The organism is Campylobacter sp. B0100352/1 (assembly GCF_020135855.1).
GTDB classification, from domain to species: Bacteria; Campylobacterota; Campylobacteria; order Campylobacterales; family Campylobacteraceae; genus Campylobacter_D; species Campylobacter_D taeniopygiae.
This window is the reverse complement of record NZ_JACHTP010000004.1, coordinates 36805-60790: the sequence shown is the minus strand read 5'-3', so window position 1 is coordinate 60790 and position 23986 is coordinate 36805. Positions and strand designations below refer to the sequence as shown.

Below are 23986 nucleotides of genomic sequence, written 5' to 3'. Positions count from 1 at the left end.
AATTTAATTTTTCAAGCTTTCATTATCCTCCCAATCTTCTTTAGGAATAGCCACACTAAAAGCATTGACACAATCTTGACTGATGATGGATTTAAGCCTGCATTCATCACTTCTTTCTTTGGCTTCTTGCGGATGAGTTTTATAGTATTCCACACTTTTTGTTTGCTCACAAGCGATAAATATCATACCTATAGTTAATAAAAACAGCATTTGAGTAAAAAATTTCATTAAATTATCCTTTTTAATTATTATAACAATAAAATTTTAACTATATTTAATGATTAATTTCTTTTTCATTATAGGAAAATACAGGCAAAGCCCATCGATATTTAATGGCTAAAAGTCTTAGAATAACTCCTATAAATAAAGTAACTAAAGTGCAAAGAAGAGTGTGAATTTGTAGCCACATTGTTAAAAGATAGTAAAGCGCACCCGTTATAATAGCAATGCCAGCATAAATTTCTTTTTGGAACACAAGTGGAATTCTCATACAAAAAATATCTCTTAAAATTCCACCAAAGACACCTGTAATTGCAGCCGCTACGATAGCAATAATAAAGCCATAATTTAATTTCATAGCAATTTGTGCTCCAAGAATGCTAAAAACAACAAGTCCTATGGCATCGAGTGTTAAAAATAAAGCTTCCAATCTTGTTACTATGCTAGGAATTCTAGTTGCAGCAAGAGCAAAAAAACAAACTAAGAGTATATATTCTGGATGTTTTACCCAAGTGAGTGGATAATGCCCTAAAAGAACATCGCGTATGCTTCCGCCACCTATAGCAGTAACCAAGGCTATAAACATAACCCCAAAAAGATCCATTTTATGTTTTCCTGCTGCTAGGGCTCCTGTCATTCCTTCTGCTGAAATTCCTACAATATAAAGCACAGTTATGGTTAATTCACTCAGATCCATTCTTTATCCTTTAAAATTGATCACAAGAGACTTTATAATGATTGATTTTTTCATCATCCACTTCATGATTTGGTACTTGGTAGCATTCTTTGAATGTTGGAGTTTGGATGATTTTAACATAAAAACTAGGTATTGCAATATTGTTTTTTATGCGTTTTGGATTTTTGTCATAAAGAATAAGATTTAAAACCTCCACGCTTTGAAATTTTAAGGCCAATTTTCTTTCTCTTTGCTCGATTTCATTCCAAACTTTAGCATTGATTTGCTCATTTTGCGGAGTCATATTGCTCATTAAAAAAACGGAATTTTGAGCAGCTTTACTAAAACGAAATGAAGCATTTGAAGCTGTATGCCCACGAGTATATCCACTGTGTTTATAATTACTCCAAGTGGTGCGATATTTTTTAGGAATATTGGTATCATCTTCAAAACGTGGTCGTTTTTTAATTTGTTTCATTTTTAAATTGGAGGCTTCAACTTTGTAAGCAACTGCCTTTGTGCCCTTTAAAGAGTAATCATAGCAATTGATATAAAAAAATTTATTTAAAACTTGAGAACAATTAAAAGAATTAAAATAGGAAGAAAACTCTTTGTTTGGCATGTAAGATTCAAGGGCAAATGCGTTAAGAAAGCATAAAAATATTAAAATGAGTTTTTTCATTAAATTTCCTTATCTTTACTTGTGCAAAGATGATTTAAAAAGCATTCTTTGCATAGAGGTTTTTTTGCTTTACAGGTGTATCTTCCAAAAAGCACCATGGCTTGATGAAGATAATTAAGATTGTCTTTAAAAATACGCGTTAAATCTTCTTCTGTGGCCTCTGGAGTTTTTGCCTTACTAAGATTTAGGCGATGAGAAACTCTAAAAACGTGAGTATCTACAGCCATAAAATTAGCTCCGCACCATTCGATTAAAACAACGTGGGCAGTTTTTTGTCCCACTCCTGCTAAAGATTTTAAATCTTTTTCATTTAAAGGAATTTCTCCGTCAAAATTTTCACAAACAGCCTTTGCCATTTTAATAAGATTTTGCGCTTTATTATTAAAAAAAGAACAGCTTTGAATGTAACTTTTTAAACTTGCTAGATTGGCATTTGCTAAGCTTTTAATGTCCGGATAAGCTTTAAAAAGATCCGGAGTGATTAAATTCACTCTTTTATCGGTACATTGAGCAGAAAGCATCACACAAACTATAAGTTCATAAAGGTTTTTAAATTTCAATTCTGTTACAGGTTTGTCAAAATTTTTTAAAAAAAGTTCTTTGATTTGTAAATTTCTTTTCATTTTTTTATTTTAGTTAATTTGCTTTAAACCAAGTTGAGATATAATAGATTTATCTTATATTTTATATTAAAAAGGAAACTCGATGAAAAAAATTTCTCTAGTCGCGGCAACTTTGATTTTTGGTGTAGCTTTAAGTGCAAATGCAGCTACAGTAGCTACTGTAAATGGTAAAAATATTAGCGATACTGAGGTAAATGATTTTTTTGCTCCTATGCTTAGAGGTCAAGATTTTAAAACTTTACCTGATAATCAAAAAAAGATTCTTTTGCAACAATATATCATTCAAGATTTAGTTTTGCAAGATGCTAAAAAACAAAATTTAGAAAAAGATCCACTCTATACAAAAGAGCTTGATCGTGCAAAAGAAAGTATCTTAGTTAATGTATATCAAGAAAAAATTTTAAACTCTATTAAAGTAGATCCAGCTAAGGCTAAAGCTTTTTATGATCAAAATAAAGATAAATATGTAAAACCTGCTTCAGTTCAGGCAAGACATATTTTAGTTTCTAGCGAAAAAGAAGCTAAAGAAATTATCAATGAGCTTAAAAAATTAAAAGGTAAAGCTTTAGAAGATAAATTCAGTCAAATTGCTAAAGAAAAATCTATAGATCCAGGTTCAAAAAATCAAGGTGGAGAGCTTGGCTGGTTTGATCAATCAACTATGGTAAAACCTTTTACAGATGCAGCTTTTGCACTTAAAAATGGTACAATTACAACCACTCCAGTAAAAACAAATTTTGGATATCATATTATCTTAAAAGAAAATTCACATCCAAGAGAGCAAATCAAATTTGAAGATGTAAAACAAGGTATTGAAAACGGGCTTAAATTTGAAGAATTTAAGAAGGTAATGAATCAAAAAGGTCAAGAACTTTTAAATAACGCTAAAGTTGAGTACAAATAAAATGGGTGTTTTAGATATTGTTAAACCAGGGGTTATAAGCGGTAACGAGCTTAATAAAGTTTATGAGTATGCTAAAGCAGAGGGATTTGCAATCCCTGCTGTGAATGTTGTTGGAACAAATTCTATTAATGCGGTTTTAGAAGTTGCTAAAAAAGTCAATTCTCCCGTAATTATTCAGTTTTCCAACGGGGGTGCCAAATTTTACGCCGGTAAAAATTGTTCTAATGGGGATGTTTTGGGTGCTGTTAGTGGGGCTCAGCATGTTCATTTGCTTTCTAAGGCTTATGGAATTCCAGTTATTTTACACACTGATCATGCTGCTAGAAAGCTTTTGCCTTGGATAGATGGCTTGATCGCAGCAAATGAAGAATTTAAGAAAAATCATGGACAAGCGTTATTTAGTTCTCATATGCTTGATCTTAGCGAAGAAAGTTTAGAAGAGAATTTAAAAACTTGTGAAGAGTATTTGAAAAAACTTGATGCTTTGGGGATTTGTCTTGAATTAGAACTTGGTTGCACAGGTGGTGAAGAAGATGGCGTTGATAATACGGGTATTGATAATGCTAGACTCTATACTCAGCCTGAAGATGTAGCTCTTGCTTATGAAAGACTTGGAAAAATCAGTGATAAATTTTCAATCGCAGCAAGTTTTGGCAATGTGCATGGAGTCTATAAACCTGGCAATGTAAGCTTACAGCCTGAAATTCTCAAAAATTCTCAAAAATTCATAAAAGAAAAATTTGGACTAAGTAGTGATAAGCCAATTAATTTTGTTTTCCATGGTGGAAGCGGAAGTGAATTAAAAGATATTAAAGATGCTGTAAGCTATGGTGTGATTAAAATGAATATCGACACAGATACTCAATGGGCTTTTTGGGATGGAGTTCGCGAGTATGAAGCTAAAAATCATGCTTATTTACAAGGCCAAATTGGAAATCCAGAAGGCGATGATAAACCAAATAAAAAATACTACGATCCACGCGTATGGTTAAGATCAGGCGAGGAAAGTATGATTAAGCGTTTAGAAATTGCTTTTGAGAATTTAAATTGTATTAATAAAAACTAAGCCTTGTGCTTGGTTTTTATTTTAGTTTAAAGATTGTTTTTTAAATAATTTTTAAAGTAAAATTTTATTATTGATTAGGGATTGTTTATATGGAAGTAAAATCGGATGAAATTGCGGAACTTATTTTGCCTGAAAGTAAAGAAAGAAAAGGATATTTTGTTTATTTAAAGATTATTTTTATTCCTGCTTTGCTTTATTTTTTGATTTTGCTGGGTTATTTTCATGTTATAAATTTTGAAGTTGAATTACATACAGTTGTTATGACAGGGATTATTTTCTTTATAGCGCTTATTTTTGCACGTCATAATTCTGAATACGCCTATAGTATTTTTGAACAACAAAAAGATGAATTTAAACAAGCTCTAAAACGACATATTATGAAACATTTTCTTGCCATAGGAAAAGACACAAAATCAAATGCTAATTTTGATGATTTTGCTTATAGTTATATTAGAGAAACTAGAAATGAAAACTTTGCAAGTATAGGTTCAGCAATTTTTCCTATGATGGGAATTTTAGGAACTTTTATCAGTATTGCAATTTCCATGCCAGATTTTAGTTCTAGCAATACAGCGGCTTTAGAGCAAGAAATTGCAAATTTATTAAGCGGAGTAGGAACTGCTTTTTATGTTTCAATTTATGGTATTTTTTTAGCTCTTTGGTGGATTTTTTTTGAAAAATTTGGTAAGAGCAAAATCGAGCGTTTATTAAATCGTCAAAAAAATTCTACAAGTGGATTTTTTTGGACTAAAGAGGAACTTGATCAAAGATATTTGAGTGAAAGTTTGCAGCATTTTGAAAAGATCGGTGCTATTTTTAAACAAGTGAGTAATCAGGATTTTTTTGCAGAGCTTGATCATGCTATCGATAGAAAATTTAAAATTTTTCAAGATATGATCAATGTTGAAGAAAAAGCCATAAGATTAAGTGGTGAACATATTAAACAGACTATGGGAGAATTAAGTAGAGCACAAAGAGATCAAAGAGATCTCGGTAAATTATATAGTGAAATGCTTAATGGTATTGGCATACTTAATCAAAATCTTAAAGAAGTTAATATGCGTATGTCAGAACAATATAATCGTTTATTGGATATTAGCAATGAAAAAATTCAACATTTTGATAAAACTTTAGGTGTTTTTACAGAGGAAGTAGAGCGTTTCAGTCATAATTTTAAACTTTATGAGCAAGAAATGCTTCAAAGTCAAGAGAAGATCTTTGAAGGATTTAAAACAAGTCTTTTTGAGGGAATGCATAAATTTAAAGAAGTGTATGAAGAAGAAAAAAATATTGATGAAAAAATTAAAATGATGGGAGAATTTAAGAAAGAAATTCAAGATCTCAATGAAGAAACCAATGAAGTGATGAAAAAAATTGGTAAAGAAGCAGAAGAAAAAGAAGTTAATATTGAAGAAAATAAAAATACAGAGCAATTAGATCTTGCTAAAGAAGATGAGCAAGAAAAAGAATCGGATCTAGAAAAAACAAGTGAAGAAAAAAATCATGAAAAATGATTTTAAAGAAGATAATAATTTTTGGATAGCCTATGCTGATTTAATGGCAGGCTTACTTTTTGTTTTTATTTTACTAATAGGTGCTATTGTGGTTAAATATGTTTTAACTCAAAGCGATCTAAGAGAGATTAAAGATAGTCTGACTAAACAAGAAGCACGTTTGGAAGAAAATAAACAAGAATTAAAAAATAAAGAAGCAATTGTTTTTAAATTGAGTTCCGATTTAAACAATGCTTCAAGTGCTTTAGATCTTGCAAATTTACAAAAAGCAGAACTTGAAGCAAATATAACTAACTATAAACAATTAAGTCAAGACTTAAATTCAACTCTTGACAATAAAGACAAGCAAATTCTTATTTTGCTTGGACAGCTTGAAAAAAAAGATGAAGAATTATCCAATTTGCAAGAAGAATTTAAACAAGCTAAGGAAAAAATTCAAAATTTAGGACTTATGCGTGAGAATTTGAGCAAAGAATTACAAAAAAAGCTTGATAGTAATATTACGATCAATGATAAAACAGGAGCAATTTCTTTACCTGCTGAGGTTTTGTTTGATAAGGATTCTTATGTTTTAAAAAATGAAGCAAAGGCAAGATTGAGAAAAATTTTAAGTGAATATTTTGATGCGATTATGAATGATCCAAAAATTTTATCTAATATTGAAAATATTATTATCGAAGGGCATACAGATAGTGATGGTTCTTATATTTATAATTTAGATTTATCTCAAAAACGAGCTTATGAAGTGATGAATTTTATTTATAGTTTCTATAAAGATCCAAGATTGCAAAAACTTTTGATGGCAAGTGGGCGTTCTTTTTCTGATCCTATTATGATCAATGGAGTAGAAGATAAAGACAAAAGTCGCCGTATAGAAATCAAATTTAGTATTAAAAATGATAATGCCTTAAAAGATGTAGAAAATTTTTTTGAATTCCATTAAAATTTCATGAGATGCTAAAATCTACCATTGATAAAATTTGTTTTAAAGGTTTTGAATTTTATGTAAAGCGTGATGATTTATTAGGTGAAATCAATGGTAATAAGGCTAGAAAACTTGCCTTTTATTCTTCTAAAACCTATACCAAACATCAGCGTTTTATTAGTTATGGTGGCATTCAGAGTAATGCAATGGCTGCACTTAGTCTTTTTTGTTTTCAAAGAAATATAAAATTTATTTTTATCTGTAAAAAAATTCCATCCTATCTTAAAGAAAATCCATGCGGCAACTATGCTTTAGCTTTAAAAAATAAGACTGAAATCATAGAAACTGATGATAATCTAAAAGAATATGCCCTGTCTTTGTGCAATAAAGATGATATTTTTATAGAACAAGGTGTGGCTAATTTAAATGCAGAACAAGGCTATAAAGAATTAGCAAGTGAAATTAAAGAACAAAGTTTGGAATTGAATTTAGAATTTGATATTTTTTTACCATCTGGCACAGGAACTTCTGCCGCTTTTTTGGCTAAACATTCTCAATTTAAAGTTTTTACTTGTGCATGTGTTGGTGATGAGGATTATTTAAAAAAACAAATTTTAGAGCTAATGCAAGATTATGATTTTAAAAATTTACAAATTTTGCAAAAAAATCAAAAATACCATTTTGGAAAACCTTATAAAGAAATTTACCAACTTTATAAAGAATTAAAACAAGAATGTTCTATAGAATTTGACTTGCTTTATGATATGATAGGCCTAAGCGTTGCGTTAAAAAGAAAATGGGAAAAGCCTTTGCTTTATATACATCAAGGAGGCATTTTGGGCAATGCTTCCATGCTGCAAAGATATGCTTTTAAGGGTTTTAAATAGTTTTTATTTTCTTAGATATACTAAGAGGTTTTTACAAGCTAGAGAAATGATTTTATATGTTTCATCAAAATTTCCACTATACCAGGGATCAGGAACTTCATCATAACCCAAATCAGAAGCAAAATCAGTCATTTTTAAAAGTTTATTTTGAGTATTATTAAATTTTTTTAAAACATTGTTAAAATTAGAATTATCCATAGTGATTAAAAAATCACTTTCGTCACAGAGTTTTTGCGTGAGTTTTTTACTCTTGAAATTTGGATGCTCGATATTAAGACTTTGAAGTTTGGTTTTTGTACCAAAATGCATCCCTTCACCATCGTGTTCTCCTGAAGTGCCTGCACTGGTAATGAAAAAAAGTTCTTCTAATTTATTTTTTTTGATTAAATCTTTCATGACAAATTCAGCCATAGGAGAGCGACATATATTTCCTAAACATATAAAGGTTATTTTTTTCACATTTTTTCCTTGTGTTTTAATCAAAAATTATAAAAAGTATCATACAATAAAACTATGGAAAAATTCAATAAAACTTTGTGGATATGTTGGTTTGGAGTTTTTACTACAAGCATGGGGCTAAGTCAAATTGCTCCTATTTTGCCTTTATATATAAAAGAATTAGGGCATATTAATCCCAATGATATTGCATTTTATTCAGGACTTGCTTTTGGCGTAACTCCGCTTGGAATGGCTATTTTTTCACCTCTTTGGACTTTTTTAGGTGCAAAATATGGTTATAAAAATATGTTGCTTCGTGCGAGTTTAGGGATGTCAATTTTAACCTTATGGCTTAGCTTTGCTCATAGTGCTACAGAAGTAGTTTTAATACGTGCTTTAACGGGAATTGTTTCTGGTTTTACATCAGCATGTGTTGTTTTTATAGCAGTGATTGCACCTAAAGAAAAAGTAGCTTACGCTTTGGGCACTCTTTCTACTGCTTCGGTTAGTGGTAGTTTGATAGGACCTTTGTTTGGTGGGTTTGTCGCTGAGTTTTTAAGCATCAGCACTGTTTTTGATCTGATAGCATTTTTGATTGCTTGTTCTTTTGTGACAATTTATTTTTTCATCCATGAGGATAAGAAAAACAAAGAAATTCAGCAATACACTCATAAGAAAAAAGAAAATAAAACTCTTATTGTTATCCTTTTTATCACAACTTTTATCATTCAGTTTGGAACTTTTGGGGTTATGCCTATTTTAAGTATTTTTGTAGAAAAAATTCACCAAGGGGGCAATTTAGCTCTTTGGGCTGGAATTGTTGTGGCTTCAAGTGGTGTGAGTAATTTGTTTTTTGCACCGAGAATTGGTAGTTTTGCGGATAAAATAAATCCGGTTAAGATAATTTTTTCTTCTTTGATATTTTGTGGAATTTGTTTTTATTTGCAGTCTTTAGCCACAAATGTTTATATGTTGATTTTTATAAGATTATTAATAGGGGTAGCACTTGGCGGTCTTTTGCCTTGTGTGAATGCTCTGCTTAAAAAAAGCGTGAGTGCAAAAAATTTGAGTGTTATTTTCGGCCTTAATCAAACATTTCAATTTTTAGGCAATTTTTGCGGAGCCTTTGGAGGAGGAGTAATAACAGCTTATTTTAAAATAGAAATGGTTTTTATTCTCATGTGTTTTATTTTTATACTCAATGCTTTAATTTTTTTATTGTTTAGAAAGCATATTTAATTTTTTAAAATTTCTTTGATTTTTTCATATTCAGCTATAAGCTGTTCAAGGGAAAAATTTAAATTTGCAGGGGAAGTGGATGGTAAAGCAATAGCATCTAATTTGGGATAGAATTTTTTAAAAAAATGATAAGCACTTTTTCCTGTAGTAAAGATGTGTTCTATTTGGGCATGATTAAAAATAATATTTAAATCATTAGCCTTAGCATAACTTATGGTTTTATCATCGGAATTTTTTATTTTACAACTTTGAAGTATATCCCAAAGGGCTATTTTATGATTTTTTAAAAATATTTTTTGTTCTTTTATGCTTGATAATTTTACCGAGAATAAAATTTCAAAAATAGGCCAAAATCTATTTCTTGGATGTTGATAGTAAAAGCCATCTTTTCTAGATTGGATTGAAGGAAATGATCCTAGGATTAAAATTTTAGAATTTTTATCAAAAAAAGGTTTTAAAGGATGAGTGAGAAAATCACTCATTCGCATAAATCCACAGAAATTTTGCCATTTTTAATTTCACTTACTTTTACTTTTAAAATATCTTGTTCTTTGATATTTAAATGTTTTATTTTAGAATGATGAAGCAAACCATCTATATCGTCTTTAAGCTCTACAAAGGCTCCAAATTGAGTGATTTTTTTAACCATTCCTTCAAATTCTTGGCCGATTTCAAATTCTGATATTTTCTTTTCTTTTAGTGATTTTTTATGAGTTTTATGAGACGTTGTGATATTTAGAATATAATTTTTAGCGGCCATAATTTGTTCATTATCGCAGCCTGAAATTTTTACCTCGCCTTTATCTCGGTCAAGATCGATGGATACATTAAATTTCTCTATAATTTCTTTGATGGTTTTACCACCTTGACCTATAATATCTACAATTTTAGATGGCTCAATATTAAACAGTTCTATTTTTGGTAAAATTTCTTCATTAACAACAATTTCTTTTGCCGCTTTTTCCATAATATCTAAAATATGGAGTCTTCCTTCTTTGGCTTGATAAAGAGCGATTTTTAATTTTTCTTGATCTATTCCACCAAGCTTAATATCCATTTGTAAAGCAGTGATACCATTTTTATTTCCAGCAACTTTAAAATCCATATCCCCATCGTGATCTTCAAGCCCCATGATATCGGTTAAAACTGCAAATTGATCGTTTTCAAAAATCAAGCCCATTGCAACTCCAGCAATCAGATCTAAGCTAGGAACTCCTGCAGCACGCAAGGCTAAAGAGCCTCCACAGACTGTAGCCATAGAGCTTGATCCATTGCTTTCTAAAATTTCACTGACTAAGCGGATAACATAAGGATAATCTTGTGGCACACTTGGATATAGAGCTCTTTTTCCTAAATTTCCATGTCCTAATTCTCTTCTGCTTGGTGCTTTAATAGGACTAGCTTCGCCCACTGAAAAACCTGGAAAATTATAATTTACCATAAAACGTTCGCTTACAGGATTTTTTTCATTGAGTAAATCTATCATTTGGGCGTCATTATCCCCGCCTAAAGTTACTACAACTAAAGCTTGAGTTTGACCCCGTGTAAAAAGACAAGATCCATGGGCGTTAGGAAGTATATTTGTTTCTATGCTAATAGGTCTTACTTCTTTTAAGCCTCTGCCATCAGCTCTTTTTCCTTCATTTAGAATTTGAGAGCGTATGATATTGCGTTTGACTTTATTTAAAGTACCAAGCACGCTTTCTTCGTCCCAATCTTTGGCGATATCTAATTTCATAATTTCTTTAGCAATTTTATTTAATTCGCTGGCTCTTTCACTTTTCGCCATTTGATTGATAGCTTGTTTAATATCATTATAAAAATTATTTTCTAAAAAGGTGAAAATTTCTGGATATTCGATTTCATCTTTTAATTCTATAGGATTATTTTTTTTGTGTTTCATGAAAGTTTTTTCATAAATACTTGATCCTTCTAAGATGGCTTTTTGAGCCAAATTTAAAGCTTCTAAAGTTTCATCTTCACTTAGCTCATTCATAACTTGAGTATTTTCTGGTACAATTTGAATAGGTGGTTGATTATCTGGAAATTTGATTTCTATCATTGCAAATTCATCACTTGGTAAAGCTCTCATTTCTATCATTAAAAGTTCATCTTTTACTCCAGAAACATAAAGATCTAAAGTGCTTTTTTTTAGTTCTTCATGGCTAGGATTTAAGATAAAGTTACCATCTATGCGTCCTATACGAACCCCACAAACTGGAGCTTTTATAGGAATATCACTCAAATAAAGTGCCGCACTAGCAGCATTTAAACTCATTACTTGTAAGTCTGTTTGGGGATCTACTGAAAGAACCATAACAACAATTTGAGTCGGATAGGCATATCCTTTTGGAAAAAGTGGGCGCAAAGATCTGTCTATGATTCTAGCTGTAAGAGTTTCAGCATCAGTTGGCTTAGTTTCTCTTTTGACATAACCTCCTGGAATTTTACCTGCGGCATAAGCTTTTTCTATGTATTGAACGGTTAAGGGTAAAAAATCCTCTTCAACTAGTTTTTCTTCTCTTGCAACTGTTGCTAATATAACACTTTTTCCTTGTCTCATTAAAACAGCACCGGAGGCTTGTTTTGCCACTTTATCTATATCAAAGATTTCTATATTTTTATTCACTTGAATTTCGTATTGCATTGTTTGTCCTTTTTTTCCAGATAATAAATGGGTTAAATTTTTAAAAATATTCAGCAAGTATCTTTCCTTTAAATTTTATTTTCAGTTTCAGCTAATGAAAAATCATATTTAATTCCACCTATTGGGTAAAAATTAAATACAAAATAAACTCCGCTTTGATTTTTAGCAGTAATTCCAGCACTTGTAAGCTGTGGATCAATTCTTTCTCTATACATCAAAGAATAATTCCAACATTTTCTTTGGAAAGTATATCCAAATTCCCACATATTTGCATGTGCTCTTTGAGTGTCAAGCCAAATTCCTCCAAATAAATTGTAATTTGGTGTTATGATATAATTTGCGTGAGTTCCTATGAAATTATATTTACCATATTCGTTATTTTGATAAGCATGAGAAAAATTCCAATTAAAATCAAAATTAGTGCTAAATTCGATTTGATTGATCACATTGGTAAATCTTTGCTCTTTATAAGAATAAAATGTTTCATTGCTTAAATTGATATAATCATTATAGTAATAAGTTATTAAATTTTTTAATTGATCAAAGTGGTGTTGCTTGCTTAAGTATTCGAGATTGAATTTATGTTTTAATTTTTTTTGACCCAAATCATTGTAGAAATATTGAACTGTATAAAAATTGATTTGATCGTCTTTTTGAGTGGTGGATTCTTCAAGATAATTTTCGCTAATATTTCCAGATTTTGCTCCAAGCAGTGAATATTCTAAGCCAAAATTTAAAGTATGAAAAAAATATCCATAATTTTTTGAAAGATCTGTATAAAAATTAAAGCTATGGGTATTTTGAAAATAGTGTTCATGATCTTTTCTAGGATCATGGGTGTAATTAACAAAAGAGGCAAAAAGATGCTCTGTAAAAGTGAAATGAAGTAAGTCATTAAAAAAAGCATTATGGTATGAAATTGGCAATTCTAAATTAATTTGATTAGCATAAGGACCTACTTGGCGATAAAAATTATGAAAGCTTGCGTCAAAAGAATAACGCAAACGCTCATCAAATAAATTATTTAAAAATCGGTGATACTGAAAGCTTGGATATTCTTGCAAGGTTGATTTATTGTTTAATTTAGAGGTATCAATATAGTATTTTCCATAAGCTCCATAATAATTGTTTTCATCAGCTAAAAAATAATTGATCCTAGAGGTGACTAATGAATTAAGATCGTAAGTATCTTTTGAGCTAAGATTAAAATAATCTATATCATTAATATAAATTCCATCAATCCATAGCCCTTCTTGAAAATTATCCCCCAATAAAGATTTAACTAAATCATCCCTAGTATATTTTAGTTCAACACCAGCATGAGTTTTATTTTTTAAATTTTCTTTGTGATAATAAGAAGATTTTTCTCTAAAACCTCCGAAATTAAGTTCTCCCATGGAATAAGGCGAATCTACAAATCTTAAAGTAGAGTAAAGTCCAAAACCTCTATTGGTTCTAATTTGAGGGTTAAATTGTAAGTCCCAATTTTCATCTGTTGCTATATAAATAGGTTGTTCATAGTATAGACCTTCGCCTCTTTTTAGAACAATTTTAGGGATTAAAAGTCCGCTTTGTCTGTGTGTATCAGCACTAAATCCAAAATAAGGCAAATAAAATATAGGTATATCTTTAACATATAATCTTGCATTATATAGATGAACAAAATTATTTTTTCTATTTAACCAGCCTTTGGAAAATCGAATTTCCCAATCTGGATCTTCAACATTACAACTAGAAACTGAAGAAATTTTGCTTTCAAAAACTTTATCATTTAAATAACTTTGTTTGCTTTGAAACCAAACTTCTAAATTGTTATTGGAAAAGAAAAAATTGTCAAAATGTGCTTCATTGGAGTTTAAATTTATTTTTGCATAATTTGAATGCGATCGTTCATTTTGCCCTCTTAAAATATTAACATCACCAAAAAGCTCTATATCTCCACTTTTTTCGTTATATATTGCTTTATTTGCAGTGATGAAATAAAAATCTGAAAAGATAACTACATCATTTTTTGCTGTGAGTATATCTCCTTCTTTCTTTGCATTTAGCGCATAAATATCAACTTGTGCTGCATTTAAAGCAATATTTGTAAAACATAAAAATAAAAATTTACGCCACATTGACCACTACTGTTTTTGCTGCATAATCTTCCCATGTTTTACGCAAATCATTGCTTAAAGCCCATGCAAATCCTAAAAAAAATGCACTATTGCTAAGCTCGCTAACACTAGCTCTTATGCAACTTTGAATTAAGTTGGGTTTATCTAAAAGATCTTCATCCAAAATGATTATCTTACATATCATTTTTCCTAAACTTGCACCGTATAAATAGGTAAAAATGATTTGATATATCAAGTGAATTAAAATAAAGCTAAAGCTGAAATTACGTGATACTTCAATCATTTCCATTAAATCTTTTGCTTGAGATAAAGGAGTATAAAAGATGATATAAATAATAAAAGAAAGGATAAAATTATCTATAAAATAAGCTAAAACTCTTTTTTTAAAACTAGCAATACTTAAATTTTCACGTTCTAAACGAGTGGCTAAATCTTCTTTCATTGGATAACCTGATAAGCAATATCTTTTCTAAATTGTTTTCCTTTAAATTCAACATTTTCACAAAGCTCATAAGCCTTTTTTTGTGCTTCTTTTATATCTTTTCCTACACCAACGCAGACTAAAACACGCCCTCCATCGGCCATTAATTTATCATTATCTAAGCTAACTCCAGCATAAGAAATATGGGTATTTTCTGGAATATTTTTTATAGAGATTTCTGTTTTTTTAGAACTTTTATATGGGTAATTTTCACTAGCACAAACAACTCCGACGGCGTATTCTTTTTTTATATTTATTTTTGTATTTTTTAAACGTTTTTGGGTTGTGGCTAAAATTAATTCCAAAGGATTTTCAATTAAAGGCATTAAAACTTCGCATTCTGGATCGCCAAAACGCACATTAAATTCTAAAACATAAGGTTCTTGATTGACAACCATAATTCCTATAAATAAAACCCCACTGAATTCACTACCTTCTTTTTTCATTCCAGCTAAAGTAGGAATAATGATATCTTTTTTGATTTTTTCAAGCAAATCTTCACTGGCTAAAGAACTAGGTGCATAAGCTCCCATTCCACCGGTGTTTGGACCTTTATCTTGATCAAGAAGTTTTTTATGATCTTGAGCTGCAGGTAATAAAACAAAATCATCCCCATCACAGACTGCAAAAATACTAAGTTCAAATCCATCTAAAAATTCTTCTATTACTATGAATTTTCCAGCATCTCCAAAACTTTCCCCACTAAGCATTTTAGAAGCTGAGTCAATAGCTTCTTCATGAGTTTGTGCAATAATCACTCCTTTTCCAGCACACAATCCATCTGCTTTTACAACTATAGGTGGTGTTAAGGTTGAAATAAATTCTTTGGCTTTTTCTAAATTATTGGTGTTTAAAAATTTAGCCGTTTTAATTTGATATTTTTGAAGAAAATTTTTCATAAAGGATTTTGATGTTTCAAGCATAGCAGCAGCTTTGCTTGGTCCAAATATAGCAAGATTATGTTGTTTAAAAATATCTACAATCCCTTGGGCTAAAAAATTTTCACTTCCTACTATACAAAGATCAATTTCATTTTCTTTTGCGTAATTTGCTAATTCTAAAGGTTTTTCAAGATTGATATTTGTGCCAAGACTTTTGGTTGCACCATTTCCAGGGGAGAAGAAAAAATTTAAATTTTGATCTATATTTTTTAAAGCTAAAGCGATAGAATATTCTCTAGCACCGCTGCCTAAAATCATTATTTTCATTTATTCTCCTTTAATAAAACCCAAACAGCCGCTATTAAAGTTGACCCCAAAAAGTCAAAAGAAAACCGTTAGGCGATTTTTAAAGGCTGCAACTTCTCACTTCTTTCGAAATTCAAACGACGCCACAGACACGGTAAATCGCACACTCACAGTAATTAAAAATGTGTTGGATCACTAAAAATTCGCGTACCGTTTAGGCACGAAATTATAGCTTAATTTAGCTTAAACTTACGTTTTAAATAAGCTTAAATTTGGTTTTTCCTGTTTTATCAAAATGTTTTCCTTGCAATATAATATCTGCCACACTTTCCCAAACGTGCTTTTCGTCAATATAAACAATATCAAAAGTATTATCACGCATTAAGGATTGATAATTAACTTTTTTAGGAGCATATTTTACGATATAATAAGGATTTTGAGCAAAATTTTCAATTTTTAATTTGCAAAGCAAATCCAAATCTGAAGTAACAACTAAAAATTTTCTCCTTTGTTCCTTTGCGATTTTTTGAATATAAATTAAAAGTTTTTGATCAAATGGATTAAGAGCTGATTTATTTAACCTGCTTAAATAATGCTCTGCAAAAGAAAGAGAACAAAAAGAATTTTCTATATTAGCCATTGAAAAATAAGAATTTTTTACCCCTGAAGATTTTATTGATAAATGCCAAATTTTAATATCCATAATTGTAGCACATAGATTAAGCCCTGTAACTATTTTTTTAAAAAGTTTTTCACGAGAAAGTTTAAAAGCATTTTCAAAAATATTATAATTTTTTTTATAAAAGTCTTCCTGAAGAGCTTGTAATCTTTTAAGTGAGGTTTTATAGCCTTCTGATTCTTTTTGAAGGTTTTCTAATCTTTCTTGACGTGCTTTAATTTTTTCTTGATCAGGATTAGCCGCTTTAGATTTAAGATTAATTTCAGATTGCAAGGTTTTCATTTGAGCTTCAATGGATGCGAGTCTATTTTTTTTGGTGTCTATAGTTGCTATAAGAGCTTGATAATGACACTGTAAAGATAAAAAAGTTTCGTTAAAAATTTTAGTTATATTAGGCTTACGATCTGCAATTATTTGTTTATAAGAATTTTCTAGGTGCATCATAATGCTTTTTAAGGCATTAAATTGAGTTTGGTCAATAGAGTTATCCATGAAAATAAGGGTATCATAAGCCTTAAATAAAAATCTTTTAATGATTACATAATCTAAAATACACGGAATATCTTTTTCATCTTCTAAATTTGTTTGTAGAGTTTCTACAGATAAAATTTCGTGAGCAAAATATTTTTGTATAGCTTGAGGAATGGTAAAAGATAAAGGAATTTTCTCAATAGAATCAAAATCTATGGTTCTATAAAGTTCTGTAACATAAGCACTTCTTCTTGAATTTTGCAAATCTTCCAACTCATCATCATCATTTGTTTTCCAAAAATCATTTTCTGTAATAAAATCTCCTTCTTTAAATTCTTGAAATTTAGAAGGTCTTATACTTGTAATTGTTTTATTAACAGGAGCAGGTGCTCCATTTGCATTTTTATTTTCAGCTGAAAGAGTTCTAAACTCCACAAACATTCCAACTGTAGGCATACTTTTCTTATCATTCCAAATTTGACGATTAAAATCAAAAAAGGTATTTGCTGAATTGGTAACAGTCCCTCGTCCTGTAGAGTCCATATAGATAGCTATCTTTCCGTGCATATTTCATCCTTGAAATGTTTTAAAAGGATATTTTAACTTTATTTTTATAAAATTTTAATAATAGATTTAAGATTTTTATTATTAAAATTCACATTAATTTCACATATTTTTTTATAATTATTATTTTTTTAGGATATTTTATTTTTTTAAAGGATAATTATGTTTTTTTATTATTATTTAAAAAATCCTAAACAAGTGGGAGCTTTGTGTCCTAGTTCTAAAAAATTAAGAAAAGCAATCACTCAAAATATAGGTTTAGAAAATGTTAAAAATATAGTTGAAATAGGACCAGGAACAGGAGCATTTACAGAAGCCATACTTCAAAGAAAACATAAGGATGCTAAATTTTTTGCGATAGAAATTAATGATCAAATGGCACAAAAACTTTCTAAAAAATATGAAAATTTAGATTTGCAAATTGGAAATGCCGAGAATTTAGAGTATTTTTTATATCAAAGATCTATGTCAAATGTAGATGTTGTAGTTTCTGGAATTCCTTGGGCTTTATTAAAAAATCATGAACAAGAAAAGCTTTTAAACGCAATTTATAAAAATTTATCCAAAGGTGGATATTTTACCACTTTTGCTTATATAATTCCAAGCCCTTCGAGTAGGGCTTTTCGTTTAAAAATATTTGAACTTTTTAGTGAAGTTAAAATTTCAAAAATAGTGTGGCAAAATATCCCACCGGCCATAGTGTATTATTGTAAGAAATAATCACTCCCATTCTATTGTTGCAGGTGGCTTGCTTGATATATCATAAACTACGCGATTGATTCCTTTTACTTCATTGATAATACGACGACTGATATTTTCTAAAATTTCATAAGGTAGATGTGAAAAAGTTGCGGTCATTCCATCACTTGCATCTACAATACGCACACAAATAGTATTGTCATAAGTGCGATTATCTCCCATAACACCGACACTTTTTACATTTAAGAGCACACAAAATGCTTGCCATGTTTTATCATACCAACCAGTACTTTTTAATTCTTCAAGTAAAATAGAATCTGCTTGTCTAAGTAGATTTAAACTAGGGCGATTAACTTCACCCATAATGCGTATGGCAAGGCCAGGTCCAGGAAAAGGATGACGATAGACCACTTCTTTACTTAAACCTAGTTCCAAACCTAAGGTTCTTACTTCATCTTTAAAAATTTCTTTCAAAGGTTCGATAAGTTTTAGATTCATTTTTTCAGGTAAGCCTCCGACGTTGTGATGACTTTTAATAGTCTTGCTAGCGCCGATGACTGAACTTTCAATGATATCGGTATAAAGAGTGCCTTGAGCGAGATATTTAACATCGCTATGTTTTTTTGCTTCTTGTTCAAAAACTTCTATAAAGGTATTTCCTATGATTTTTCTTTTTTGTTCAGGATCGATTACTCCAGCTAAACGACTTAGAAAAATTTCACTCGCATCAATGCTTATAAGATCTGTTTTTAGTGTGTTTTTAAACATAAATTCTACTTGTTCACGTTCGTTAGCGCGTAATAAGCCATTATCGACAAAAACAACGATGACTTGTTCTTTAATCGCACTTGATAAAAGTGCTGCCACAACACTACTATCAACCCCACCACTTACAGCACATAAAACTTTATCATTTCCAACTTCTTCGCGAATTTTTTCTGTTTGAGTTTTAGCAAAAGAGCCCATATTCCAAACACTTTCGCAATTACAGGCGTATTTAGCAAAATTTTTCAAAATGTTTTTACCAAATTCGCTGTGCTGAACTTCTGGGTGAAATTGCAAAGCAAAGAATTTCTTTTCTTCATTAGCAAAGACGCAAAAAGGACTATTTTCACTCGTTGCTAAAACTTCAAAGCCTTGAGGTAAATTTTCTACTTTATCAGAATGACTCATCCATACGGTTTGTTTTTTAGGTAAATTTTTAAATAATGCACTATCTTTTTGAATTTCTATGGTTGCTTTTCCATATTCTTTGTGTCCTGCTGGAGCAACACTAGCGCTAAAATGATGTGCCATTAGTTGCATACCATAACAAATTCCAAGAATAGGCAAACCTAAATCAAAAACACTTTTGTCGCAAAAATAAGCATCGGTTGCATAAACACTTGCTGGACCACCGCTTAATATAATGCCTTTAGGTTCTTTTGCTTTAATATCAGCTAAGCTTACATTAAAGGGTAAAATTTCCGCATAAACCCCTTGTTCTCTTAATCTTCTAGCGATTAATTGTGTGTATTGAGAGCCAAAATCTAAAACTAAAATATCTGCTTTTTTCATTATATCACCACCTATTGAGTTGTTCATATTTTTTAATGCTTTTTATAGAGCCATTTTGTTCATAAGTCGTGTATTGTGGATCGCCTTTATATCCACAAGAGCACAAAAAAATTAAGAAAAAAAATGATAAAATTATTTTATGGTAAAAATTCAAAATCAAAAAACGATTAAAAATGTTAGTGCTATTGTTAATGATTTGATGAGTAAATCTCATTATAAACCTTTAAAAACCTTGTTTTTTTGTAAAGATTTTTTAAATTCTTTACCACCCGCAAAGCAACGTTTAATAGCTAGGATTTATATAAAAAATGATATTTTAAATATCATTACTTCGCATCCTGCAGGCTTTCAAGAATTAAATCATGATAATAGCAAAATTTATATTAAAATTCTCATAAAAAAATACGCCCAAGTGTATCCTTTAAGTGGTTTTTCAAACATAAAAGATATCAGAGTGATGACGCAAAAATATAGCTTTAGTGTTAAAAATGAAGAAAATATCAAAAAAAATCCATACATAGAATTAAGTTTGGGCTGTTTTAAAAATACTTTAGAAAATAAAGTGTTAGCAAATAAATTTGAAGAATTAAGGCAAATTATAAAAAATGCTTGAAAAATCATCTAAAAATATTTTAGAAAAAGAATTGCAAACCTTACCTCAAAAACCAGGTGTTTATCAGTATTTTGATCAAAATGGAAAACTTTTGTATGTGGGTAAGGCGAAGAATTTAAAAAATAGAGTTAGGAGTTATTTTACCTTTCGTCCTAAATTGTGTGCAAATAGTAAAAATTCTTTAAGAATACAAAAAATGATAGAAGAGGCAGTTCATTTAGAATTTATCACAACCAATTCAGAAGCTGATGCTTTAATTTTGGAAAATTCTTTTATCAAGCAATTGCATCCAAAATACAATATACTTTTAAGAGATGATAAAACTTACCCTTATATCTATGTTGATTTTAATGAAGATTTTCCACGTTTTCAAAGCACAAGAAAACTTATAAAAAAAACTAAAATTAGATATTTTGGCCCCTTTTTTAAAGGAGTCAAAGAGCTTTTAAACGCCCTTTATTTGTATTATCCTTTGAAACAAAAAGCAAATTGTAAAAATCCTTGTATTTTTTATCAAATTCATCGTTGTTTAGCACCTTGTGATGATGGAGTTACTCAGAAAGAATATAAAAAAATCCTAGATAACGCTATTAATGCGCTTTTAAATCCTAGCATTTTAATTAAAAATTTAGAAAAACAAATGCTTAGTCTAGCTCAAAATGAAAATTATGAAGAAGCAGCTAAGGTAAGAGATCAAATTGTTACCATTAAAGATTTGGAGGTAAAAATCCAAATTGATATTGCTAAATTGGAGGATTTTGAGATTTTTGCGGTTGCTTTTAAAGATTCTATGCTTTCAACGATTCGTTTTGTGGTGCAAAATGGAAAGATTATCAGTGTAAATTCTAAAACAACCCTTTTAAAAAATGCTTTAAGTTTTGAAAAAAATGAAATTTATAAACAACTTATTTTAGAGAATTTTAATACCGATACGCCTTTAATAGCTAATACTATTTATACTTATGAAGAATTTGATGATAGAGAGCTTTTAGAGGAAATTTTAAGCAAACGCTTTGAGAAAAAAATCAGTATCAAGATGCCAAAAATAGGGGAAAAAAGAAAAATTTGTGATCTTGCTTTTGAAAATGCACTTTTAAATATAGAAAAAGAACAAAAAAATAGCAATTTTAAAATACAAAAAGAGATTCAAGAGTATTTTGAACTTGAAAATTTTCCAAATCATATTGAAATTTTTGATAATTCTCATTTACAAGGGATTGCAAATGTTGGAGCTATGGTGGTTTATAAATTTGGATCATGGGATAAAAACTCATATAGAAAATTTCATCTTGAATATCAAAATGATTATGAGCAGATGCGAGAAGTTTTAACACGTAGGGCTTTGGATTTTCAAAACAACACCCCACCTGATTTATGGCTTATAGATGGTGGAAAAGCTTTATTGGAACTAGCAAAAGATATTGTTTTAAGTAGTGGTGCTAATATAGATATTTTAGCCATTTCTAAAGAAAAAATTGATGCAAAAGCGCATAGAGCTAAAGGAGGCGCTAAAGATAAAATTCATTCTTTTAGTGGCGAGTTTTCTTTGAGTGTGGATGATAAAAAATTGCAATTTTTGCAAAAATTAAGAGATGAAGCACATCGTTTTGCTATAAGTTTTCATCAAAAAACAAAGAAAAAACAAGATTTAGAAAGTTCCAAATTGGCTAAATTGGGCTTAAGCGTAGGAGTAATACATAAACTTTTAGCTTATTATGGGAATTTTGAATCCATCTATAAAGCAAATTTTGATGAACTTTGCACTCTTATAGGTAAAAAGGCGGCGCAAAAATTAAAAGATATAAAATGAAATCAAGCTTTGTAAAATCGGACACCTGCAAGATTAATGATTTTTACTTCATTTTTTTGGATTAATTCTTGCAAAAGAATTTTAGAACTTTCATTAAAAGTGTGTTCTACATCGATTTGACTTTGTGCTCTTAAATGAAGAAATTTTAGCAATTCTTCTTTATTTAAATCAAGTTTTTGTTCTTTATAATTTCTTTTTGCTAAAAAAACTGGCGCACAGGTGATTAATTTTGAAAGCTCATAAAGTTTTTCTTCATCAATTGATTTGACTGGATAAGATGGAGGCCGATCAATAGTGCTTAGATCAATTCTTGTTGGTGATATTGTAGCTAAAGCGTTATTAAGAGCTATAAATTCTTCTTCATTGTCATTTAGATCTTTAACCACTAAAATTTCCATTACAAGATCGCCTTGAAATTTTGTTTTAAATTCTGCCATTTTTTGTATCATTAATTCTAAATTGATATTTTTTAAAGCTCTATCTATACGATAAAAAGTTTTGGAAATGGCACTATCTAGACTGAATTTAACCACATCAAGTTTCAATAAACTTTGAAATTTATTTTGATCGAGTACAGCTGTGCCATTGCTTAAAATAAGAAGTTTTTTATTTTTAACGATTTGACGCAAAGAATTAATTAATTCATCTAAATGAGGATAAAGACTTGGTTCACCATTAGCAGTTAGTGTAAGAAAGTCAAATTTGATACCTTTATCAATAATCATTTGAACTTCTGAAATGATTTGTGCAACTTCTACAATTTCATCTTGTTTTTCTTGTGCTTTTTTAGCTTCAAGTTCGCAATAGACGCAATCAAAATTACACTGTTTTTTACTCGGGCTTAAATCAATTCCTAAAGATCTTCCAAAGCGTCTAGAACTTACAGGTCCGAAAACAACTTTCATTTGGCCGAGCTTTCCTGAACGAGCTTGATAAAATATTTAGCATTTTCAACAGGGATATCCGGTAAAATTCCATGTCCTAAATTGAAAATATGGGCCTTATTTTTCATAATTTGCAGAATTTGTCCCACGCTTTCTTTAATGGAGTTTTTATTGTATAATCTGCAAGGTTCCATATTGCCTTGAAGAGTATATTTGTGTGATAATTTATCTCGTGCTAATTCTAAAGGAGTGCTCCAATCAACCCCAAAAACATCAAAATTTCCATCGATTTTATCTAAATAGCCACTGATTCCTTTAGGGAATAAAATAACAGGTATATTAGGATATTTATTTTTAATAAAATTAGAAATTTCAAGCATATATTTAAAAGAGAAATTAAAAAATTCACTATATTCTAAAGCACTTGCCCAACTATCAAAAATTTGCACAGCATTAGCTCCTGCTTTGATTTGTTCTTCTAAATATAGTTTTAAAACTTCTGTAAGATTTGATAAAATCAAATGCAAAAGTTCGGGGTTTTGATAAAGCATTTTTTTACATTTTGCGTAGTTTTTGCTTCCGCCACCTTCTATCATATAAGTGGCTATAGTCCAAGGACTTCCACAAAATCCTATAAGTGCTTTATCTTTTGGAAGTTTTTCTCGAGTAAGTTTTAAGGCATCATAAACATAATTTAATTTTTGATGAGCTTTTTGAGTATCTAGTTTTTTTAAATCTTCTATGCTAGAAATTGGATCATCAAATACAGGTCCCTCTCCTTTTTCAAAACGCAAATTCATTCCCATTTCAAGAGGAACGACTAAAATATCTGAAAAAATAATCGCCGCATCCACTTCTAAAATTTCTACAGGTTGCAAACTCACTTCAGATGCTTTTTTGTAATCTTTACATAAAGAAAGAAAATCTCCTGCTTGCTCACGGACTTGCATATATTCAGGTAAATAGCGTCCTGCTTGACGCATCATCCAAATAGGAGTATAGGGCGTTGGTTTTTTAAAACAAGCATCAATGAAAATCATAATTTTCCTTTATTTTTGTAAAATTATAACAAAAATTATTGAAAATTAAATCACTAATTTT

Annotated in this window: 23 protein-coding genes; 9 read left to right on the top strand and 14 right to left on the bottom strand. The window is 29.9% G+C overall.

Going from position 1 to position 23986, the window contains the following annotated elements; genetic code table 11:
* Positions 1–3 precede the first annotated feature (3 nt).
* The 4 genes from H2279_RS02245 to nth form a co-directional block, all read right to left on the bottom strand.
* Positions 4–210 carry an EexN family lipoprotein gene (locus tag H2279_RS02245; RefSeq protein WP_137624005.1) on the bottom strand — a complete coding sequence of 69 codons (207 nt, stop codon included), beginning with the start codon at positions 208–210 and terminating at the stop codon, positions 4–6.
* Between the two features lie 64 nt (positions 211–274).
* Complete coding sequence (locus H2279_RS02240) at positions 275–916, bottom strand: trimeric intracellular cation channel family protein (protein WP_337195452.1); 642 nt, start codon at positions 914–916, stop codon at positions 275–277.
* 10 nt (positions 917–926) lie between these two features.
* A complete protein-coding gene (locus tag H2279_RS02235) occupies positions 927–1577 on the bottom strand; it encodes a DNA/RNA non-specific endonuclease (RefSeq protein ID WP_337195451.1) in 651 nt (216 codons plus the stop codon).
* Positions 1577–2200, bottom strand: a complete 624-nt coding sequence (gene nth, locus H2279_RS02230) for an endonuclease III (RefSeq protein WP_337195450.1) — start codon at positions 2198–2200, stop codon at positions 1577–1579. Before nth ends, H2279_RS02235 begins: the two co-directional genes overlap by 1 nt.
* A gap of 82 nt (positions 2201–2282) precedes the next feature.
* Between nth and H2279_RS02225 the strand changes: the two genes are divergently transcribed.
* The 5 genes from H2279_RS02225 (at position 2283) to H2279_RS02205 (ending at position 7496) form a co-directional block, all read left to right on the top strand.
* Complete coding sequence (locus tag H2279_RS02225) at positions 2283–3104, top strand: peptidylprolyl isomerase (RefSeq protein ID WP_337195449.1); 822 nt, start codon at positions 2283–2285, stop codon at positions 3102–3104.
* Between the two features lies 1 nt (position 3105).
* The gene (gene fbaA, locus H2279_RS02220; RefSeq protein ID WP_337195462.1) at positions 3106–4170 is read left to right on the top strand and encodes a class II fructose-bisphosphate aldolase; all 1065 of its coding nucleotides are present in this window, start codon (positions 3106–3108) and stop codon (positions 4168–4170) included.
* A gap of 89 nt (positions 4171–4259) precedes the next feature.
* On the top strand, positions 4260–5684 hold the full coding sequence (locus tag H2279_RS02215; RefSeq protein WP_337195448.1) for a MotA/TolQ/ExbB proton channel family protein: 1425 nt from the start codon (positions 4260–4262) through the stop codon (positions 5682–5684).
* Positions 5674–6627: an OmpA family protein gene (locus tag H2279_RS02210; protein ID WP_137623950.1), complete on the top strand. Its 954-nt coding sequence runs from the start codon at positions 5674–5676 to the stop codon at positions 6625–6627. The genes H2279_RS02215 and H2279_RS02210 overlap by 11 nt, the downstream gene beginning before the upstream one ends.
* 11 nt (positions 6628–6638) lie before the next feature.
* Positions 6639–7496 carry a 1-aminocyclopropane-1-carboxylate deaminase/D-cysteine desulfhydrase gene (locus H2279_RS02205; RefSeq protein ID WP_337195447.1) on the top strand — a complete coding sequence of 286 codons (858 nt, stop codon included), beginning with the start codon at positions 6639–6641 and terminating at the stop codon, positions 7494–7496.
* Positions 7497–7499: 3 nt separating this feature from the next.
* Here H2279_RS02205 and H2279_RS02200 read toward each other — a convergent pair whose 3' ends face one another.
* Positions 7500–7955, bottom strand: coding sequence for a low molecular weight protein-tyrosine-phosphatase (locus H2279_RS02200; RefSeq protein WP_337195446.1), 456 nt, complete (start codon positions 7953–7955; stop codon positions 7500–7502).
* A gap of 54 nt (positions 7956–8009) precedes the next feature.
* Here H2279_RS02200 and H2279_RS02195 point away from each other — a divergent pair, with 54 nt between their 5' ends.
* Positions 8010–9173, top strand: coding sequence for an MFS transporter (locus tag H2279_RS02195; RefSeq protein ID WP_137623953.1), 1164 nt, complete (start codon positions 8010–8012; stop codon positions 9171–9173).
* Here H2279_RS02195 and H2279_RS02190 read toward each other — a convergent pair.
* The 6 genes from H2279_RS02190 to H2279_RS02165 all read right to left on the bottom strand — a co-directional run bounded on the left by H2279_RS02190 (position 9170) and on the right by H2279_RS02165 (position 17325).
* Positions 9170–9655: a DNA-deoxyinosine glycosylase gene (locus H2279_RS02190; RefSeq protein ID WP_137623954.1), complete on the bottom strand. Its 486-nt coding sequence runs from the start codon at positions 9653–9655 to the stop codon at positions 9170–9172. The genes H2279_RS02195 and H2279_RS02190 overlap by 4 nt on opposite strands.
* On the bottom strand, positions 9652–11820 hold the full coding sequence (locus tag H2279_RS02185; RefSeq protein WP_337195445.1) for a polyribonucleotide nucleotidyltransferase: 2169 nt from the start codon (positions 11818–11820) through the stop codon (positions 9652–9654). Before H2279_RS02185 ends, H2279_RS02190 begins: the two co-directional genes overlap by 4 nt.
* A gap of 68 nt (positions 11821–11888) precedes the next feature.
* Positions 11889–13940, bottom strand: a complete 2052-nt coding sequence (locus H2279_RS02180; protein WP_337195444.1) for an LPS-assembly protein LptD — start codon at positions 13938–13940, stop codon at positions 11889–11891.
* Positions 13930–14382 (bottom strand): RDD family protein, encoded by a 453-nt coding sequence (locus H2279_RS02175; protein WP_337195443.1) that lies wholly within the window; start codon positions 14380–14382, stop codon positions 13930–13932. Before H2279_RS02175 ends, H2279_RS02180 begins: the two co-directional genes overlap by 11 nt.
* Entirely contained in the window at positions 14379–15629 is a 1251-nt protein-coding gene (gene purD, locus H2279_RS02170) for a phosphoribosylamine--glycine ligase (RefSeq protein WP_337195442.1), read from the bottom strand. Before purD ends, H2279_RS02175 begins: the two co-directional genes overlap by 4 nt.
* Before the next feature lie 235 nt (positions 15630–15864).
* On the bottom strand, positions 15865–17325 hold the full coding sequence (locus tag H2279_RS02165) for a hypothetical protein (RefSeq protein WP_337195441.1): 1461 nt from the start codon (positions 17323–17325) through the stop codon (positions 15865–15867).
* A 159-nt stretch (positions 17326–17484) separates the two neighbouring features.
* Between H2279_RS02165 and H2279_RS02160 the strand changes: the two genes are divergently transcribed.
* Positions 17485–18042, top strand: a complete 558-nt coding sequence (locus H2279_RS02160; protein ID WP_337195440.1) for a class I SAM-dependent methyltransferase — start codon at positions 17485–17487, stop codon at positions 18040–18042.
* Here H2279_RS02160 and guaA read toward each other — a convergent pair whose 3' ends face one another.
* Positions 18043–19578, bottom strand: coding sequence for a glutamine-hydrolyzing GMP synthase (gene guaA, locus H2279_RS02155; protein ID WP_337195439.1), 1536 nt, complete (start codon positions 19576–19578; stop codon positions 18043–18045).
* A gap of 139 nt (positions 19579–19717) precedes the next feature.
* On the opposite strand from guaA, the gene H2279_RS02150 reads away from it, so the two are divergent.
* Positions 19718–20191 (top strand): hypothetical protein, encoded by a 474-nt coding sequence (locus H2279_RS02150; protein ID WP_337195438.1) that lies wholly within the window; start codon positions 19718–19720, stop codon positions 20189–20191.
* Complete coding sequence (uvrC, locus tag H2279_RS02145; RefSeq protein WP_337195437.1) at positions 20184–22001, top strand: excinuclease ABC subunit UvrC; 1818 nt, start codon at positions 20184–20186, stop codon at positions 21999–22001. Before H2279_RS02150 ends, uvrC begins: the two co-directional genes overlap by 8 nt.
* Positions 22002–22003: 2 nt before the next feature.
* Here uvrC and H2279_RS02140 read toward each other — a convergent pair whose 3' ends face one another.
* Together H2279_RS02140 and hemE are read right to left on the bottom strand one after the other, a co-directional pair.
* Complete coding sequence (locus H2279_RS02140; RefSeq protein WP_337195436.1) at positions 22004–22906, bottom strand: radical SAM protein; 903 nt, start codon at positions 22904–22906, stop codon at positions 22004–22006.
* Positions 22903–23925 (bottom strand): uroporphyrinogen decarboxylase, encoded by a 1023-nt coding sequence (gene hemE, locus H2279_RS02135; protein ID WP_137623965.1) that lies wholly within the window; start codon positions 23923–23925, stop codon positions 22903–22905. Before hemE ends, H2279_RS02140 begins: the two co-directional genes overlap by 4 nt.
* Between the last annotated feature and the right edge of the window lie 61 nt (positions 23926–23986).